The sequence below is a fragment of the Tumebacillus lacus genome, assembly GCF_026410385.1.
Classification (GTDB): Bacteria; Bacillota; Bacilli; order Tumebacillales; family Tumebacillaceae; genus Tumebacillus; species Tumebacillus lacus.
Genome location: NZ_JAPMLT010000001.1, coordinates 546502 through 560620 on the forward strand (window position 1 = coordinate 546502; position 14119 = coordinate 560620).

Annotated in this window: 12 protein-coding genes; 1 reads left to right on the forward strand and 11 read right to left on the reverse strand. The window is 61.6% G+C overall.

Annotated features, from left to right (window positions below):
• Positions 1-31 precede the first annotated feature (31 nt).
• From OS242_RS02745 to OS242_RS02760, 4 genes are all read right to left on the reverse strand, one after another.
• Positions 32-1039 (reverse strand): M42 family metallopeptidase, encoded by a 1008-nt coding sequence (locus OS242_RS02745; protein WP_267150113.1) that lies wholly within the window; start codon positions 1037-1039, stop codon positions 32-34.
• Positions 1036-2061, reverse strand: coding sequence for a M42 family metallopeptidase (locus tag OS242_RS02750; protein ID WP_267150114.1), 1026 nt, complete (start codon positions 2059-2061; stop codon positions 1036-1038). The genes OS242_RS02745 and OS242_RS02750 overlap by 4 nt, the downstream gene beginning before the upstream one ends.
• Entirely contained in the window at positions 2043-3119 is a 1077-nt protein-coding gene (locus OS242_RS02755) for a M42 family metallopeptidase (protein ID WP_267150115.1), read from the reverse strand. Before OS242_RS02755 ends, OS242_RS02750 begins: the two co-directional genes overlap by 19 nt.
• 103 nt (positions 3120-3222) lie before the next feature.
• On the reverse strand, positions 3223-3549 hold the full coding sequence (locus OS242_RS02760; protein WP_267150116.1) for a hypothetical protein: 327 nt from the start codon (positions 3547-3549) through the stop codon (positions 3223-3225).
• 162 nt (positions 3550-3711) lie between these two features.
• Between OS242_RS02760 and OS242_RS02765 the strand changes: the two genes are divergently transcribed.
• Complete coding sequence (locus tag OS242_RS02765; protein ID WP_267150117.1) at positions 3712-3918, forward strand: hypothetical protein; 207 nt, start codon at positions 3712-3714, stop codon at positions 3916-3918.
• A 45-nt stretch (positions 3919-3963) separates the two neighbouring features.
• Here OS242_RS02765 and OS242_RS02770 read toward each other — a convergent pair whose 3' ends face one another.
• From OS242_RS02770 to OS242_RS02800, 7 genes are read right to left on the reverse strand one after another with little or no spacing between them, the layout of a single operon-like run.
• Entirely contained in the window at positions 3964-4980 is a 1017-nt protein-coding gene (locus OS242_RS02770) for an RluA family pseudouridine synthase (protein WP_267150118.1), read from the reverse strand.
• Entirely contained in the window at positions 4977-6566 is a 1590-nt protein-coding gene (pelG, locus tag OS242_RS02775; RefSeq protein WP_267150119.1) for an exopolysaccharide Pel transporter PelG, read from the reverse strand. Before pelG ends, OS242_RS02770 begins: the two co-directional genes overlap by 4 nt.
• Complete coding sequence (pelF, locus tag OS242_RS02780; RefSeq protein ID WP_267150120.1) at positions 6567-7973, reverse strand: GT4 family glycosyltransferase PelF; 1407 nt, start codon at positions 7971-7973, stop codon at positions 6567-6569. It lies immediately after the preceding gene.
• Positions 7970-9817 (reverse strand): DUF2194 domain-containing protein, encoded by a 1848-nt coding sequence (locus OS242_RS02785; RefSeq protein WP_267150121.1) that lies wholly within the window; start codon positions 9815-9817, stop codon positions 7970-7972. The genes pelF and OS242_RS02785 overlap by 4 nt, the downstream gene beginning before the upstream one ends.
• 35 nt (positions 9818-9852) lie before the next feature.
• Complete coding sequence (locus tag OS242_RS02790; protein ID WP_267150122.1) at positions 9853-11703, reverse strand: DUF2194 domain-containing protein; 1851 nt, start codon at positions 11701-11703, stop codon at positions 9853-9855.
• A complete protein-coding gene (locus OS242_RS02795) occupies positions 11700-12809 on the reverse strand; it encodes a tetratricopeptide repeat protein (RefSeq protein ID WP_267150123.1) in 1110 nt (369 codons plus the stop codon). Before OS242_RS02795 ends, OS242_RS02790 begins: the two co-directional genes overlap by 4 nt.
• On the reverse strand, positions 12806-14065 hold the full coding sequence (locus OS242_RS02800; protein ID WP_267150124.1) for a GAF domain-containing protein: 1260 nt from the start codon (positions 14063-14065) through the stop codon (positions 12806-12808). The genes OS242_RS02795 and OS242_RS02800 overlap by 4 nt, the downstream gene beginning before the upstream one ends.
• Positions 14066-14119: the final 54 nt, after the last annotated feature.

Consider the following 14119-nt stretch of genomic DNA (forward strand, 5'->3'; position numbering starts at 1 on the left):
GGTTTCTTCCTGTCTGCTATGAACATGCCGCTCAGCGGTAGTTTTGCAACGCTTGCAAAGCGAGGGAGGCAGCCGCTTCCGCATCGCGCAGGTCGACCATCTCCGAGCCGGAGACGAGGTAGCGCACCGGAATCGACAGGCCGCCTGTCGGGATGCCGTCGCGGGAGATCAGCAGCGAACCTGCGTCCGACGTGCCGTCCGGACAGACTTCCAACTGGTACGGAATGCCGTTCGCCTCCGCCAGATCGACGAGGTAGTTCTTGATGCGCGGCGGGATGATCACCGTCTTGTCGATGATCTTGACCGAAACACCTTTGCCAAGGCCGATCTCGATGCGATCCGCACCCGGTGTATCACCCGATCGCACCCCGTCGAGGACGAGGGCAAAGTCGGGCGACAGGCCGAACGCCGCCGGCTTGACCCCGCGCTGGCCGACATGTTGCTGCACGGTAAAGACCACCGTCACATCATGCGGGCAGCCGTTGAGCCGCTTCAACACTTCCGCCGCCACCGAGCAACCGACGCGATTGTCGAGCGCTTTGCCGACCAGACGGTCCGGAGCCAGCTCGATGGTCGGTTGCACGATCACGCAGGACTCGCCGATCTGCACCAGTTCCTCCGCCATCTCCTTGGAGTCAACGCCAAGGTCGATGTACAGGGAGGCAAACGTCACGTCACCCGGATCGGACACATCGTGCGCGCCCACCACGCCGACGATGCCGCTCGGGAACTTCACGCGTTGCCCGACCAGATAGGCCGCTTCGCCAGGGCCCACCGGCGCCACGCGCAGGTACCCGTCGCCGTCGATGTGGATCACGATCAGACCGGGCTCATCCATGTGCGCCACCAGCAGCAGATGCTTGCGGTCAACGCCGATGCCGCGCTTGGTGACGAGCAAATTGCCGATCACGTCCTCGCGCACTTCATCCGCGTAGGGCGCGACCATGTTGCGCAGTTGTTCGCGCACTTTCTCTTCGCTGCCGGACGGGCCGCAGCTCTCCGCCAGCTGCGAGATACTTTGCTTGAGTGTGTCTTTCATCGCGTGAGTCCTCCCTGTTCCACACTGCGGAGAAACATCTCCACCAGCTTCACTGTGTTCTCGTAGTCATCGAGGCTGATCATCTGTGACGGAGCGTGGATGTAGCGTGTCGGCACCGAGATCACGCCCGACATCACGCCTTCGCGCGACAGATGGATGCGTCCGATGTCATTGCCGCCCGCCGCCCCTTTGCGGAACTGATACGGGATGCCGCTGCTCTCCGCCACCTGCTGCATGTGCTGCAGGAAAGCGCGGTTGTGAATCGTCGACCCGTCGATGATCGACAGCGCCGGACCGAGGCCGAGCTCCGTGACGCGCCCGTGCGCGGGCGTTCCCGGAAAATCGGACGCGAGCGTCCCTTCGATCACCAACGCCAGATCGGGATCGGTGCGGTACGCCAGCGGGCCCGCACCGCGCAGCCCGATCTCCTCCTGCACCGCAAATCCGAACACCAACGGCACGTCGAACGACTTTTTCAACGTCTCGACCAGCACCGCGCAGCCGACGCGGTCGTCGAACGACTTTGACTTGGCACGGCGGTGGCCGATCTCCTCATACGTCGTCGCAAACACCGCCACATCGCCCGGCTGGACCACTCGCAACGCATCTTCGCGGGACGTCGCCCCGATGTCGATGCGCAGTTGGCTCAGCCCGATCGGCTTTTTGCGCTCGTCGGCCGATTGGTGGTGGATCGGCTTGGCCCCGATCACGCCGGGGATCTTGTTCTCGCCGATCACCACCGCTTTGGAGATCAGCACCCGGTCATCGATGCCGCCGATATGCTGAAACTGGAGCAGACCGTTCGAGTCGATGTGCGAGATCATCAGACTCACTTCGTCCATGTGCGCGCACAGCAACACTTTCGGACCCTGGCGCGTGCCGTCCTTTTCGGCGATCAGGTTGCCCATCGAGTCGGTGTAGACGCGATCGACGTGATCCTTGATCTCTTCGTAGATCACCTGTCGGATCTCATCCTCATAGCCGGACGGACCCATCGCTTCTGTCAATTTTTTAAGTAGCAAGACAATCCCTCCACATACGTCCGGTCCACCCCGGCGATATAGTGAGCCAGCAGTTTGCCGGTCCGCTCGATGTCGCGATAGCACACCGTCTCCACCGACGTGTGCATGTAGCGCAACGGGATCGAAACCAGCCCGGTCGGGATGCTGCCACGCGAGATCTGGATCGGATACGCGTCAGTACCCGAGTCGCCCTGGGTGATCTCGCGCTCATAGTGCATGTTCAGGTCCTTCGCCGTCCGCTCAAGACCCGCCGTAATCTTGCGGTGGAGGTTCGGCCCCACGCAGATCGCCGGACCCCCGTCCAACGGGAACGATGCATCGACCGGCCCGCCCGGCATGTCGCCAAACGTCACGTCGATGGCGATGGCGATGTCCGGCTGCAGGCCGTATGCGGCCGGTCCGGCACCGTTGCGACCGCGCTCTTCCTGCACGGTGAACACAGCCAGCACGTCCGTCCCGACCTTCAATCGTTGCATCTCGGTCAGACACTCGAGCACAGCGGCGATGCTCGCCCGGTTGTCGAGCGACTTGCCGGAGATGCGGTCGTTTTGCAGTTCCAGCGGCGTGCGGCGGATCGTCACCGGATCCCCGATGCGCACCAAAGAGCGCACCATGTCTTCCGGCATGCCGATGTCGAGGAACAAATCCTCGAGCGGTGCCGCTTTTCCGCGCTCGGAAGGAGAGGTCAGATGCGGCGGTTTCGTGCCGAAGATGCCGATATACTCGCCGTCCTTTGCATGCACGACCGCCTCTTGCGCCACTTGAGTGCGGGCATCGACGCCGCCCACGTTGACCACGCGCAAAAAGCCGCCCGGCTCGATCTTGGTCACGAGCAGGCCGATCTCGTCCATATGCGCCGCCAGCATCACCGTCGGGCGCGGCTCCGGACCAAGTCCTGGCACGCGTGCGATCAAGTTGCCGACTTTATCGACTTGGATGTCGGTCGTATACGGTTTCAAAACGTGCTTCAATCGCTCGGCAATGCCGTGCTCATAACCGGAAATGCCCCAGTCGCTGATCAATTGCTTCATCGTCTCGCGGATGTTTCCACTGCTCAAACGCTCATCCCCTTTGCAGGACATATAAAAAACAGAAAACGGCCTGGCAGCCGTCATCACGATTGATCCTATCAAATCAAATCGACCCGCTCACGAATCCAGGTCACGCCTCGCGCTTTCTCTCTTCTGCGCGCAACAACGCCAGCATCCTGACAGACACTTTGGCCGTGCGGGCATACAAAAACTCACCGAGCGCCACCGTGCCGAGCGTGGAGATCAAGCTCAGCGCATAGCCGGAGAGCTGCAGATCGAGACGTTCGACTGTCAACAAGACGGTCGGCAACGTCACCGCCATCGCAGCGGTCATCAAACAGACGTAGCCGCAACGGTCGAGCCACCCTTTGCCAAGGAGATGTCCGCGCGTCTGAAACTTCACCCCGCAGGTGTAGAGCAGATACGAGACAGCGAGGAATACGAGAACGTACAACATAGTTCATCCATCCTTTCCAGAGTGGCAGAGTGGTAAAACCCGATCCATCGTCCTCCTCATTCTACCAACCCGCCCAAGCATCGTCAACTTGCGTAAAGTCTGCCATAGACGCGCATACTAGCCCTATTCTGTGCAAAACGCCAGCGAAAGGCAGGGTTTTCCATGAAAATGAACATTCAGCGGGCGATCGATTTTCTCGAACAGCACGGCTTCATGGTGCGCGCCTACGGGTTCCCCGAATCTGACACATCCGACTCCGACTCGATGATCGCCGAAAGCTACCGCGTCCTCCAAGGCGACTACGACACCGGCATGATCGCCCCCCTCCAGATCATCGAAGTCGCGGAACAGATCCGCAAAGGGTCCTAAAGAAGACAACAAAAAGCCATCCGCACGTTATTGCGGATGGCTTTTCTACGTTTCCCTGCGGCTGCGCAACTTTTCCGTCAGCCTCTGCATATCGTCCGGCAACGCCGCAACGAACCGCATGCGCTCCTCCGTCCTCGGATGCGTAAACCCGAGCACTTGTGCATGAAGTGCTTGCCGGGCGATCCACTCGCTGTCGTCTCCGTTCTGGTACATCGCGTCGCCAAACAGCGGATGTCCGATGTGCTTCATGTGCACACGGATCTGATGCGTCCGTCCCGTGTGCAGTTTCAACTCGACCAGCGTGCCTGTCCCATACCGCTCCAGTACCCGGTACTCCGTGCGCGCCTCCTGCCCGTCCGGCCGCACCACGCGCACGCGGCGGTCTTCGTCGCTGCGTTCGATCGGCCCGTCGATGAGGCCGCTGTCGTCCGTCAGCTCGCCGTGCACCACCGCCAGATACGACCGCTCCACCGTGCGCTCCATCATCTGCGCCGTCAACCTCGTATGTGCAAAATGATTTTTCGCGATCACGATCAGCCCGGACGTGTACTGATCGATCCGATGCACCGGTCGAAACTTCGCGACCACGCCGCGCCGCTGCCACGACCAGACCACGCCGTTCGCCAGCGTGCCGGTAAAATGCCCGGAGGTCGGGTGAACGATCAGCCCGGCCTGCTTTTCCACCACCAGCACTTCCGCGTCCTCATACACCGTGCAAAACGGAATCGGCTCCGGCAAGATATACTCCGACTGCTCCGCCGGCAGCATCAGCCGCAACGTGTCCCCTTCCGCCAAGCGCGTCGACAGCCAGACGTGTTTCCCGTTGACCAGCACACCCTGCCCTTCGACCAGTTTGCGGATCACCTTGCGCGGGATGCGAAGTTGCTCCTTCATCACATCACGCACCATCTCCCCGACCCATTCCAAGGGAACGGTCACATGCACCAGTTCATCCCGATGCAACTCCGTCTGCACGTTCTTCTCGACTTGCACGCTCTTCTCGACTTTCACGTTCTGCTCCGCTTGCACGCTCTTCTCTGCTTGCTCCCTTTGCTCGCTCATCGGGATTCTTCCTCCTTCCCCGACTTCGCATTTTTGCCGTGCCGCTCCTTGCGCGAGGGCAGTACCATCCCCGGCTTCCAGCGAGGTTGAGATTTTTTTCTCGCCGCACCCGGCTCCTCCTCAGGGAGTTCCTCGACCAGCGGATAGCCCATCCGGCTCAACCGCACGCTCGGCATCGCCGCCGGCGGGATCGTCCTCGTCCGCGACCCGTTCGGATCATAGAAAGCAAAATAGAGCAGCCGCTCCACCTGCCGATTGAGCATCAGGATCGAGATCACCATCGCCACGACCGCCCCCAGCAGATAGCCGCTCCCGGGCGACCAGTCGTACCACAGCGCCACACGCGTGCAGACCAGCAGGGCGACCACGCCGATAAACGCCGACCACAGCCCCTGTTTGCGCGCATCAAAATACAGCAGCAACAAAAATGCCGTGATCCAGACCATATGCGGCACGGAGCCGATGATCGTCCACTGGAACACCCCGACCACATCCGGGAACGTCCGCTCCACTTGCAACGCCAAAACCCACGCCAGCAGAGCCACAAACGCTTGCACCTTCGCCATCGTCCACAAGGCTGCTTTCGTGCCGATGCGCAGTTCCTCCTCATGCAAATGAATCGGAGCCAGCGTATCCCCGCGTTCGATCGCGTCATAAAACCGGCGAAATACCTGATAAAAATCGGTCTCAATCGAAACCGAAAACACCGTAAACCCCGGCACCAACGCCAAAAACGTCCAAAACTTGGCGAGGTCATACGCCGGAGCCAGCCGGTAGCTGTCCGCGACGATCTCATGATGCTCCGGCGACCACCAGTACAGACCGTTGTCCACCCACAGTGTCAACGCATAGCACAGCCCGATCCACAGCAACTCCGGATACCGTCCGTACTGCGGAGCCAGTTCATACAGCGACGGCGTCTGACCGGGAAAGTCCCGGACCGTCACCCCCCCGAGCCACGCCAGCGTCAACGTCTGTCCCAGCGTAAACAGAGCCAGCACCGTCGTTCCGTTCGGCAACGTCCCTGTCGCCCGCGCCCACAGGCCGTAGAGCACCGCCGCGAGGAACAGCCCGCCAAGGCCCACCAAAAAACCGCGCGCGATATCCCGGTATGCTTTGGCAGCCGACAGCAAGATCATCAAGAGACCGAGTTGCGTCAGCACCACCGTCAACGCCGCCGTCCACATTTTATAAGCGAACGGCAGCGGCAACGACCACTGAATGGCCACCGTCAGGATCAACGCGGACACACCCGTGTAGACAAACATGCCCGTGAACGCGCTGAGCAGCCGGTCGTGCGCCTCCACGTACAACGCGTCGGCCAGATAGCGGGTCAAAAAGAACTGCGCCGTCGTCGAGATCAGGTTCGACCCGATCATCGCATAAGTGACCGTGGCAAAAAACAGATCCCGCGTGTCGTTGTTCATCCCGAACAACCGTCCCCACCACAGCAGGGCAAACAGTGAGATCAGCGTGATCAGCCACGGCCCGGCCGCGACAAACGCCGCCGACACATAGACTTTCCACCGCCCGGAGCGACCCGACTCACCGAGCGCCTTTTTTAATGTAAACCCGATGCCTGCCACCTACGACATCACCGCTTCCTCGTACAGATTTCGATAGGTGCGCATCACCGTAAACAGCTCATAATGCCGCCGCACCCGCTCCCGGCCGATCTCGCCCATCTCGGCGCGCAGAGGCTGACTGTTCGCCAGCACCAGCAACGCCGCACCGGTGTCATCGGGCGTCATCAACTTCGTCACCAGTCCGCACGAGCCCAGTTCATCGCCCGGGAACCCTTCGATCAACTCCCGGCACGCCCCGACATCCGTCGCGACGATGGGCAGCCCTGCCGCCATCGCCTCCAGCATGACCAGCGGCTGTCCTTCCGAGATGCTGGTCAACACGATGCAGTCGAGCTTTGGCAGGTACTCCAAAATGTTGACCGGTCCCGTCCAGATGATCGCCTCCGCGATGCCGAGCGAGTCGATCAAAGCCAGACACTCCTCGTAATACTCCGGGTCCTCATCTTGAGGCCCGATCAGCATCAACTTCGCATCCGGCTCCTGCCGCAGCACGACCGCCATCGCCCGCAACAGCGTCTTCACATCCTTGATCGGGACCACGCGCAGGATCGCCCCCACCGTAAACGGCCTTCCCGCCGTCGGCCGGACCCCGGCAAACGTGACCGGGTTGACCCCGTTCGGGATCAGGCGGATCTTCTCGTCCCGCGCTCCGTACTTGACCTGTGCGCGCCGGTTGACCACTGACAGCGTGGTGATAAATGTGGCCTGATCATACGCCGCTCGTCCCACCGCTGCGAAAAAGTCGTTCCACCAACTCTTCAGCGGCAGTGACACCCACTCCGCCCGCACGATCTCTTCTTCTCGCTCGCGGGTGTAGATGCCGTGTTCGGTGACGACCAGCGACGTTCCCTCCAGCCGATTCATGATCGCGCCGTACCAGCCCGCATAGCCGGTCGACGCGCTGTGCATCAACTGCCCCGGCGGGATCGGTGCGCGCATCAGGCGCAACAGCGGCAACCACATCGCCCGCCAGTTCCAGACAAAATCGACCAGTGCAGGCGGTATCGGCAACGAGCGGTACACGTCGAGCGACACATTCCAAGCCCACTCTTCTTCGAGGATCGCCTCCGCCGTCGGGGTCTTGCGCCAGGAGCGCACCGTCAGCAACGTCTCGCGGCTCGGCAGCTCGCCCGTCTTAAAAAAGCGCACCATCTCCTCGCGCTCCTTCTTGCGCCAGCCGCGCAGTCGTCCCGGCGTCTCCTCCTGTTCGTGCAGATAGACCTCCTGCACCGACACGACGTTATCCGGCAGCGTGTACCGGTACTTCGCGTTCGGATTGCGCGTCGCGCCGATGTACAGGATCGAAAACTCGCAGTCGGACAGCGTGCGGATCAACGTGTGCGTCCATGATGACACCCCGCCTTGAATATACGGATAGGTGCCTTCCAGCAACAGCGTCACCTTCACGGCGTCACCTCCAACGACAGCATCGGATCGGTCATCTTCACCCACAAAAGGCCCGTCTTGGCATCCGTCCCGACGATCTCGCCGCCCGACTTCACCTGCCATCTCTCCGGGTTCTGCGCCCGCACTTCCACATACAACGGGCCGTGCATCGGCGACGCATAAGCGGTCAGCTTGCCCGGCTGCGAACGGTCAAATCGGACCTCGGCCGCATAATAATGCCGCAGCTCGTCCGACAGCTCCGTCGCCGTCAGTTTGCGCAGCCACGGATAGCGCGCCTCCACATCTGCCACCACCTGATCGAAACTGCTCAACAACGCCGGCCAATCCTTGCCCATGTTCCGCTCCTCGTTGAACACATCGTCCGGGTGGTTAAAATGCGACACGATCCCAAGTGTCGCCACGCCCGCGTACAGCTCAAACCGCTGGTCGCCCGTCAGCTCGTACCCGTACGTCAGCCGCGGTGTGCCCATGAGGCGCGGCACATCCGGGTCCGGCAAAAACTCCTGCTCAAACGCGCCTTCCTCCGGGTTGGTCACATAGCTCGCCGAGATCGTTCGCAGCCCCGGAAACACGTCGGCCAGCACCTGTTTTCCTTCCAGACTGAGCACGTTCGACGGCGGGATGTACATCGTCGGCTGCCCTCCGAACTCCTTGTCCCAGAGCTTGCTCGCTTCCTCTAGCGCACCGCGCATCTCGCCGGTCGACGGCCACGGATTGTACCCGTACACCTTTTGCTGCAGCGGCGTGTACTCCATCTTCAGAGACTGGTGGTTGTAGCCGTGCAGCCCCAATTCGCCGCTTTGCAGCAGTTTCGCTTCAAAATCGAACAACTTCTCATGCCCCTGCCGCTTCTCCAACTCAAACGGCGCTTGCACCCGGTCGCTGTACGAAAAGATCACACCGGCCGAATAGCGCAGCCCGTACTTTTTCGCCAGTTCCTGCATGTCGGGGTCCCACTGCTTCAGCCGGAAATCATAGTCGGTCATCCCCGTCTTGTTGCCTTCCGTCACCCGGTCATAGGCGGGCGACGGAAAATCGTCGATGTACCACACTTGCGCACCGACTGTCAGCCGGGCCGCACCGTCTCCTTGCGCCTTGGTCATCGCCTGCAAAAACGGACCGCGCATCACCTTGGACTGCAACGAAGTCGTGTTCCAGTACAGCGTGCGCCCTTTGCCCCGCTGCACCGTCCACAGGAACGGTACCTTGCGCGGCGCGATCAACTCGGCCCACACCTTCGCCTGCGGATCGAGCACCGGATCGAGCGAAGACGAACTCAGCCGCTCTTCGCTCAGCCCCTGCTCGGTCAGCCCCGGAAACAACGGCTCCAGCCAGCCCAATCCCTTGATGCGGATGTTCAAAAATTGGTTGCGGCTCGTCGCGCCCATAAAAACATTGAGCGGGGAATCGACGCTGCGCACCGCGTTGACGAGCAGCCCGCCCGCGTCGGTCACATACCGCTGGATCGTCTCCACATGCGCGAGCGCGTCCTGATCTTCGCCGATCAGGATCACCGCCCCTTGGTTGTATCGGTCGAGCGACACCGGCTGATCTTGCCATTGCTCAAACGTCAGCACGTCATACGGCAGCCGTGCATAGCGCAACGCCATCTCCACGTTGTCACGCGTCTGCGCAGTCTCCGGTATCTCCTCTCCTTCGCGGAACAAGAGCAGATACCGCTCGTGAGCTCCCTCGGGGATCTGCATCTCCTTTACTTGTTCAAACCCCGTCTCGCTCCACTTGGTTTCGCTGCTGCTCAACCACCCGTTCACCCGCTGGCCGACAGCCGCCACCGCCACGACGAGCAGCACCGCATAGACGGTCATCCGCCACACGTTCTTCATTGCCCGATCCTCTCCTTACCTTTCCCAGCCTTGCTTTACTTCACAGAAGATGTCAGCACCAGTTTGGGCTCCGTCATCTCCACCCACAACAGACCGTGCGTCTCATCCGTTCCGACGATCCGGCCGCCCTCTTTCACCTGCCATTTGAGAGGGGCATCCACCCGCGCCTCGACGAAGAGCGGCTGTTTGATCGGCGACGCATACGCCGTCAGCACGCCCGGCTGCGAACGGTCAAACCGCACCTCCGCCGCATGATACCCTCGCAGTTCGTCGGCCAGCTCCGTCGCCGTCCGTTTGCGCATCCACGGAAACCGCTCCTGCACCTCGCCGACGAGCTGATCAAAGCGGTCGCGCAACAGGCTCCAGTCCTGCCCTTTGTTGCGGTCCTCGTGAAACACATCGTCCGGATGATTGAAATGCGACAGGATCCCGACCGAACCGATCCCACCATAGAGATCGAACCGCTCGTCGGCCGACAGATCATACCCGTATGTCAGCCGCGGCGTGCCCATGATCTGCGGCAGATCCGGGTCGGGCAGAAACTCCTGCTCAAACGCCGCCAACTGTTCATTGCTCTGATAGATCGCCGAGATCGTCCGCAACTCCGGAAACACCTCGACCAACGCTCGCTTGCCTTCCGGACTGAGCACGTTTGACGGCGGGATGTACATCGTCGGCAGCGGTTGCTTCAGCTCCTCCTGCCACAGTCGGCGCGCCTCGATCAGCGCCTGTTTCATCTCGGTGACTGACGGCCACGGTCTGTAGCCGAGCTCCGCCTGCTGCGTCTCGTTGTAGCGGAGATTCAGCGATTGGTGGTTGTACCCGTGCAGTCCGATCTCCCCGCCGCCCATCAACAGATCGGCCTCCAGCCGGAACAGCTTCTCATGTCCCAGATTCTGTCCCAGCGCAAACGGCAGGCTCACCTGATCGTTGTAGGTAAAGATCACCCCGGCTGAGTATCGCAGTCCGTATTTGGCAGCGATCGCCTGCATGTCCGGGTCCCACCGCTTCAAACGAAAATCATAGTCGGTCAGGCCCGTCCGATTGCCCGGTGTGACCTGCGCATGCGCAGGCGACGGAAAATCGTCAATAAACCACACCTGACTGCCGACCGTCATCTTTGCGCCGCCGCTCGCTTTGAGCAACGTCTGCAAAAACGCGCCCCGCATCGACTTTTCATACAGGGCCGTCGTGTTCCAATACAAAGTCGAGCCCGCCCCGTGCCGAGTCGACCAGAGCAACGGAATTTTCCGCGGCGAGACCGACTCCGCCCACACCTCGCTTCCCTTCGTCAGCTGCACATCCAGCGAGGTCGAATTGATCCGCTCCTCGCTGAGCACCTGTTCCGACAGGCCGGGATAGACCGGAACTTGCCAGCGCATCCCGTTCATGCTGTCCTCGAAATAGACCGGCTGGCTCTCCATCCCGAAAAACGAGGTGAGCGGCGAATTGCCACTGCGCAGCGCGGACACGAGCAGCCCGCCCGTCTCCTCCACATACGTTTGCAACCGCTCGGTGTGAGCCAGTGCGCTCTGATCTTCGCCAATCAGAATCACCGCCCCTTGCCGATACGGTTGCAGGTCGGGCGGCGCGGCCCGCCATTGCTCAAACGTCATCGCGTCATACGGCAGCTTGCCGTAGCGCAGCGACATCTCCAAATTTTGCAGCGTCTTGGCCGCCTCCGGAATGTCCTGCCGGTCATGATGGAGCAGGAGATAACGCTGGTGCGGCCCCTCCGGGATCTGCACCGTTTTCTCCTCGGTAAAATTCGGTTTCGGCGTCGAGCTCTCTCCGTCGTTCAGCCATCCGCTCACCCGCAGGGTGACAGCTGTCACAGCCACCGCGAGCAGCAGCGTGTAGACGGTGATCCGTACGCGTCGCCTCATCGCGCCTCCTCCTTTGTCCGCCGCCAAAAGCGCACCGTGTCGCGCACTTCCTCCGGCAGTCTGTCCACATCCTGCACCGCGCCCATCAACGTTTCGAGGAGCTCCTGATCGCCGCGCTGATAGGCCGCGCGCATCAGCACCGCGCGGGCGGCATCCGCCATTCGCCCGTCTTCATCGGAGATCCATTCGCTCGCCGTCCACTCCGCTTCGTCGAGCCGCCCCAGTTGAAACAGCGTCTCCGCTTTGGCGATCCCGGCAACCGGTTGCATCGGATCGAGGCGGAGGCTCTGCTCCAACACCATCAAGCGTTTTTCCAGGAAAAATTGACTCAGCTCTTCCCCGGCGATCCCTTCGCGGATGATCGCCGCGTACTCGTCAGACAGGTCATTCCACGCGCCGATGTCCTCCGGGTCCTCGCTCAACCGCTCTTCCAATTTGGCGATCCGGCTCGAATGCACGTTTTCCGCATAGTTGAGCAGACCCGCCGCATAGTAGCGCACCTCCGGGTCCTCGTCATCCAAGGCGCGCCGCACGACCGAGACCTCAATCGCCGAACGCATCGTCTGGATCTGAAGCAGCGTGTTCTTCTTTCGCACCGGGTCGGGCGAGTCCAACACGTCGATCAGCGGCACCACGTCGAGCACGCCGCCCCAGTCGATGGACGACCGATACGTCTCCAAAGCCACCGGCACATCCTGCCACGCCCCTTGCGGCCGCGAGATCATCAGCGACCACGCCGCCGCGATCCAGCTGCCAAGACCCGGGATCAGCACCGCCGTCCACGCGGTCAGGCTCTGCCTTGCGCTCCACGGCTTCTCCTCCGAAAACGGCTGCACCCATGCGGCGACCGCAAACGTCAACGGATAGCGCACCGCCAGAGGCCACACCGACCCCGCCTGGAGGGCTGCCACCGTCAATCCCAGATCAACCAGCCCCCACAAAGCAAAACCGACCACCGAGCGCGCATGACGCTTGGCCTGCCGTCTGCGCGCCTCCGCTTGTTGCCGTGATTTGGCAAGGCCGGACGGCGGCAACACCCGCTCGCGAAAATGATCGCGCCACGTTTTACGGCGGTGCTTGTCCCGCCTTGACGTCAGATCTTTCATCGGCGATCACCTGCCCGCTCCAACTCCGCCACGTTGTTCATCTCCGCACCAAGCACCCGCAACGGCTCCCGGTTCAAGCGTTCAAAGACCCGCTGTGCCACCACATCGGCATGCTCCGGCTCCAAGGTCGGAAACAGGAACGACACGACGCGCTTCTCCGGCACCCACGATACAAAATCGAACGTGCGGATGCCGCCTCCGAGCCGCTCGGTGATCAACTGCGGCACTTGCTCCGCCGGAGCGTCCGTCTGGATCTCCGCTTGGAGGATCGTGTACGGGATATCATACCGGTCGCGGCGCTCCACCTCCAGTTGGCACAGTTCCAAAAAGAACGGTTCGCGCAGCACCCGCGAGTTGGGATAGGTCGCCTGCGTCTCCCGCGCTTTTTCGAACGAGGTCGCCCGCTCCAGCGACGCCCCCGCCCAGCGGGCCAGCACACCGAGCAACTCCTGCGTGTCGGCCGTCACCTTGGCAAACGGCAATTTGTGAATCACGATCAGCGCATACGTCCGGTCCTCGCGCAGGATCGGCACCGTATAGATCGGCGCCGGACGGTCGGACGCGTCGGCGAACGTCAAGATCTTGCCTTCACGAATCACGCGGGCCATCAGCTCGTTTTTCTCGATCTGCAGCGAGTTGCTGCCCGTCGCGCCGCCCGTGCGGACGGCAAGGCGGGCAAATTTTTGATTTTCCTCGACCCGGTAGACAGAGGCCTGCTCGACGTGCAACAGATCCTCCAGCACGCCCATCAACTCCAGCAAGATCTTCTCGACCGAGAGCACGTTCAAGCTCTGCGCGATCTGATAGAGCCGCTTCATCGTCGACGTCTGCCCGAGCACTCGGCCCTGCAGCTCGACGAGCGCCGTCTCCGCCTGTTGCAGGCGGGCGCGGCTGTCTGCCGCCTCTTGCGTGGAGATCTCCGCCTGATCCTGCAACCGCTGCAAACGACGTTGCCAGGTCATCCGCAGCTCGCCAAACACGTAGCCTGCCACGAGCAGGAACATCGGCGTCAGATAGTGCGTCGGATCGGCGACGATAAACGACCACAGCGCTTCTACAGGAAAGGCGGTCAGCGTCGCCAGCATCACCAGATACAGCACCGAGGCCAGCACGCCGGACAGCACACCGACTGCCGTGCCCGCCACCCACGCCCCGTAGATCACCACCAAAAAAAACGGCGAAGGATTTAAACTGAGCAGCGCGGCGGGGTTCACAAACCCGACCATCAGCCCGAGGCCGATCAGCACTTCCAGCATGCCGCTCAACCTTCTGCGCAAAGGAATCATAGCAACCTCCAACCCCACTTTGAA

Bases quoted from the DNA above. Each gene is read 5' to 3' on its own strand.
- OS242_RS02745 (WP_267150113.1), bottom strand. From the start codon at position 1,039: ATGAAAGACACACTCAAGCAAAGTATCTCGCAGCTGGCGGAGAGCTGC.
- OS242_RS02760 (WP_267150116.1), bottom strand. From the start codon at position 3,549: ATGTTGTACGTTCTCGTATTCCTCGCTGTCTCGTATCTGCTCTACACC.
- OS242_RS02765 (WP_267150117.1), top strand. From the start codon at position 3,712: ATGAAAATGAACATTCAGCGGGCGATCGATTTTCTCGAACAGCACGGC.
- OS242_RS02770 (WP_267150118.1), bottom strand. From the start codon at position 4,980: ATGAGCGAGCAAAGGGAGCAAGCAGAGAAGAGCGTGCAAGCGGAGCAG.
- OS242_RS02785 (WP_267150121.1), bottom strand. From the start codon at position 9,817: ATGAAGAACGTGTGGCGGATGACCGTCTATGCGGTGCTGCTCGTCGTG.
- OS242_RS02790 (WP_267150122.1), bottom strand. From the start codon at position 11,703: ATGAGGCGACGCGTACGGATCACCGTCTACACGCTGCTGCTCGCGGTG.
- OS242_RS02795 (WP_267150123.1), bottom strand. From the start codon at position 12,809: ATGAAAGATCTGACGTCAAGGCGGGACAAGCACCGCCGTAAAACGTGG.
- OS242_RS02800 (WP_267150124.1), bottom strand. From the start codon at position 14,065: ATGCTGGAAGTGCTGATCGGCCTCGGGCTGATGGTCGGGTTTGTGAAC.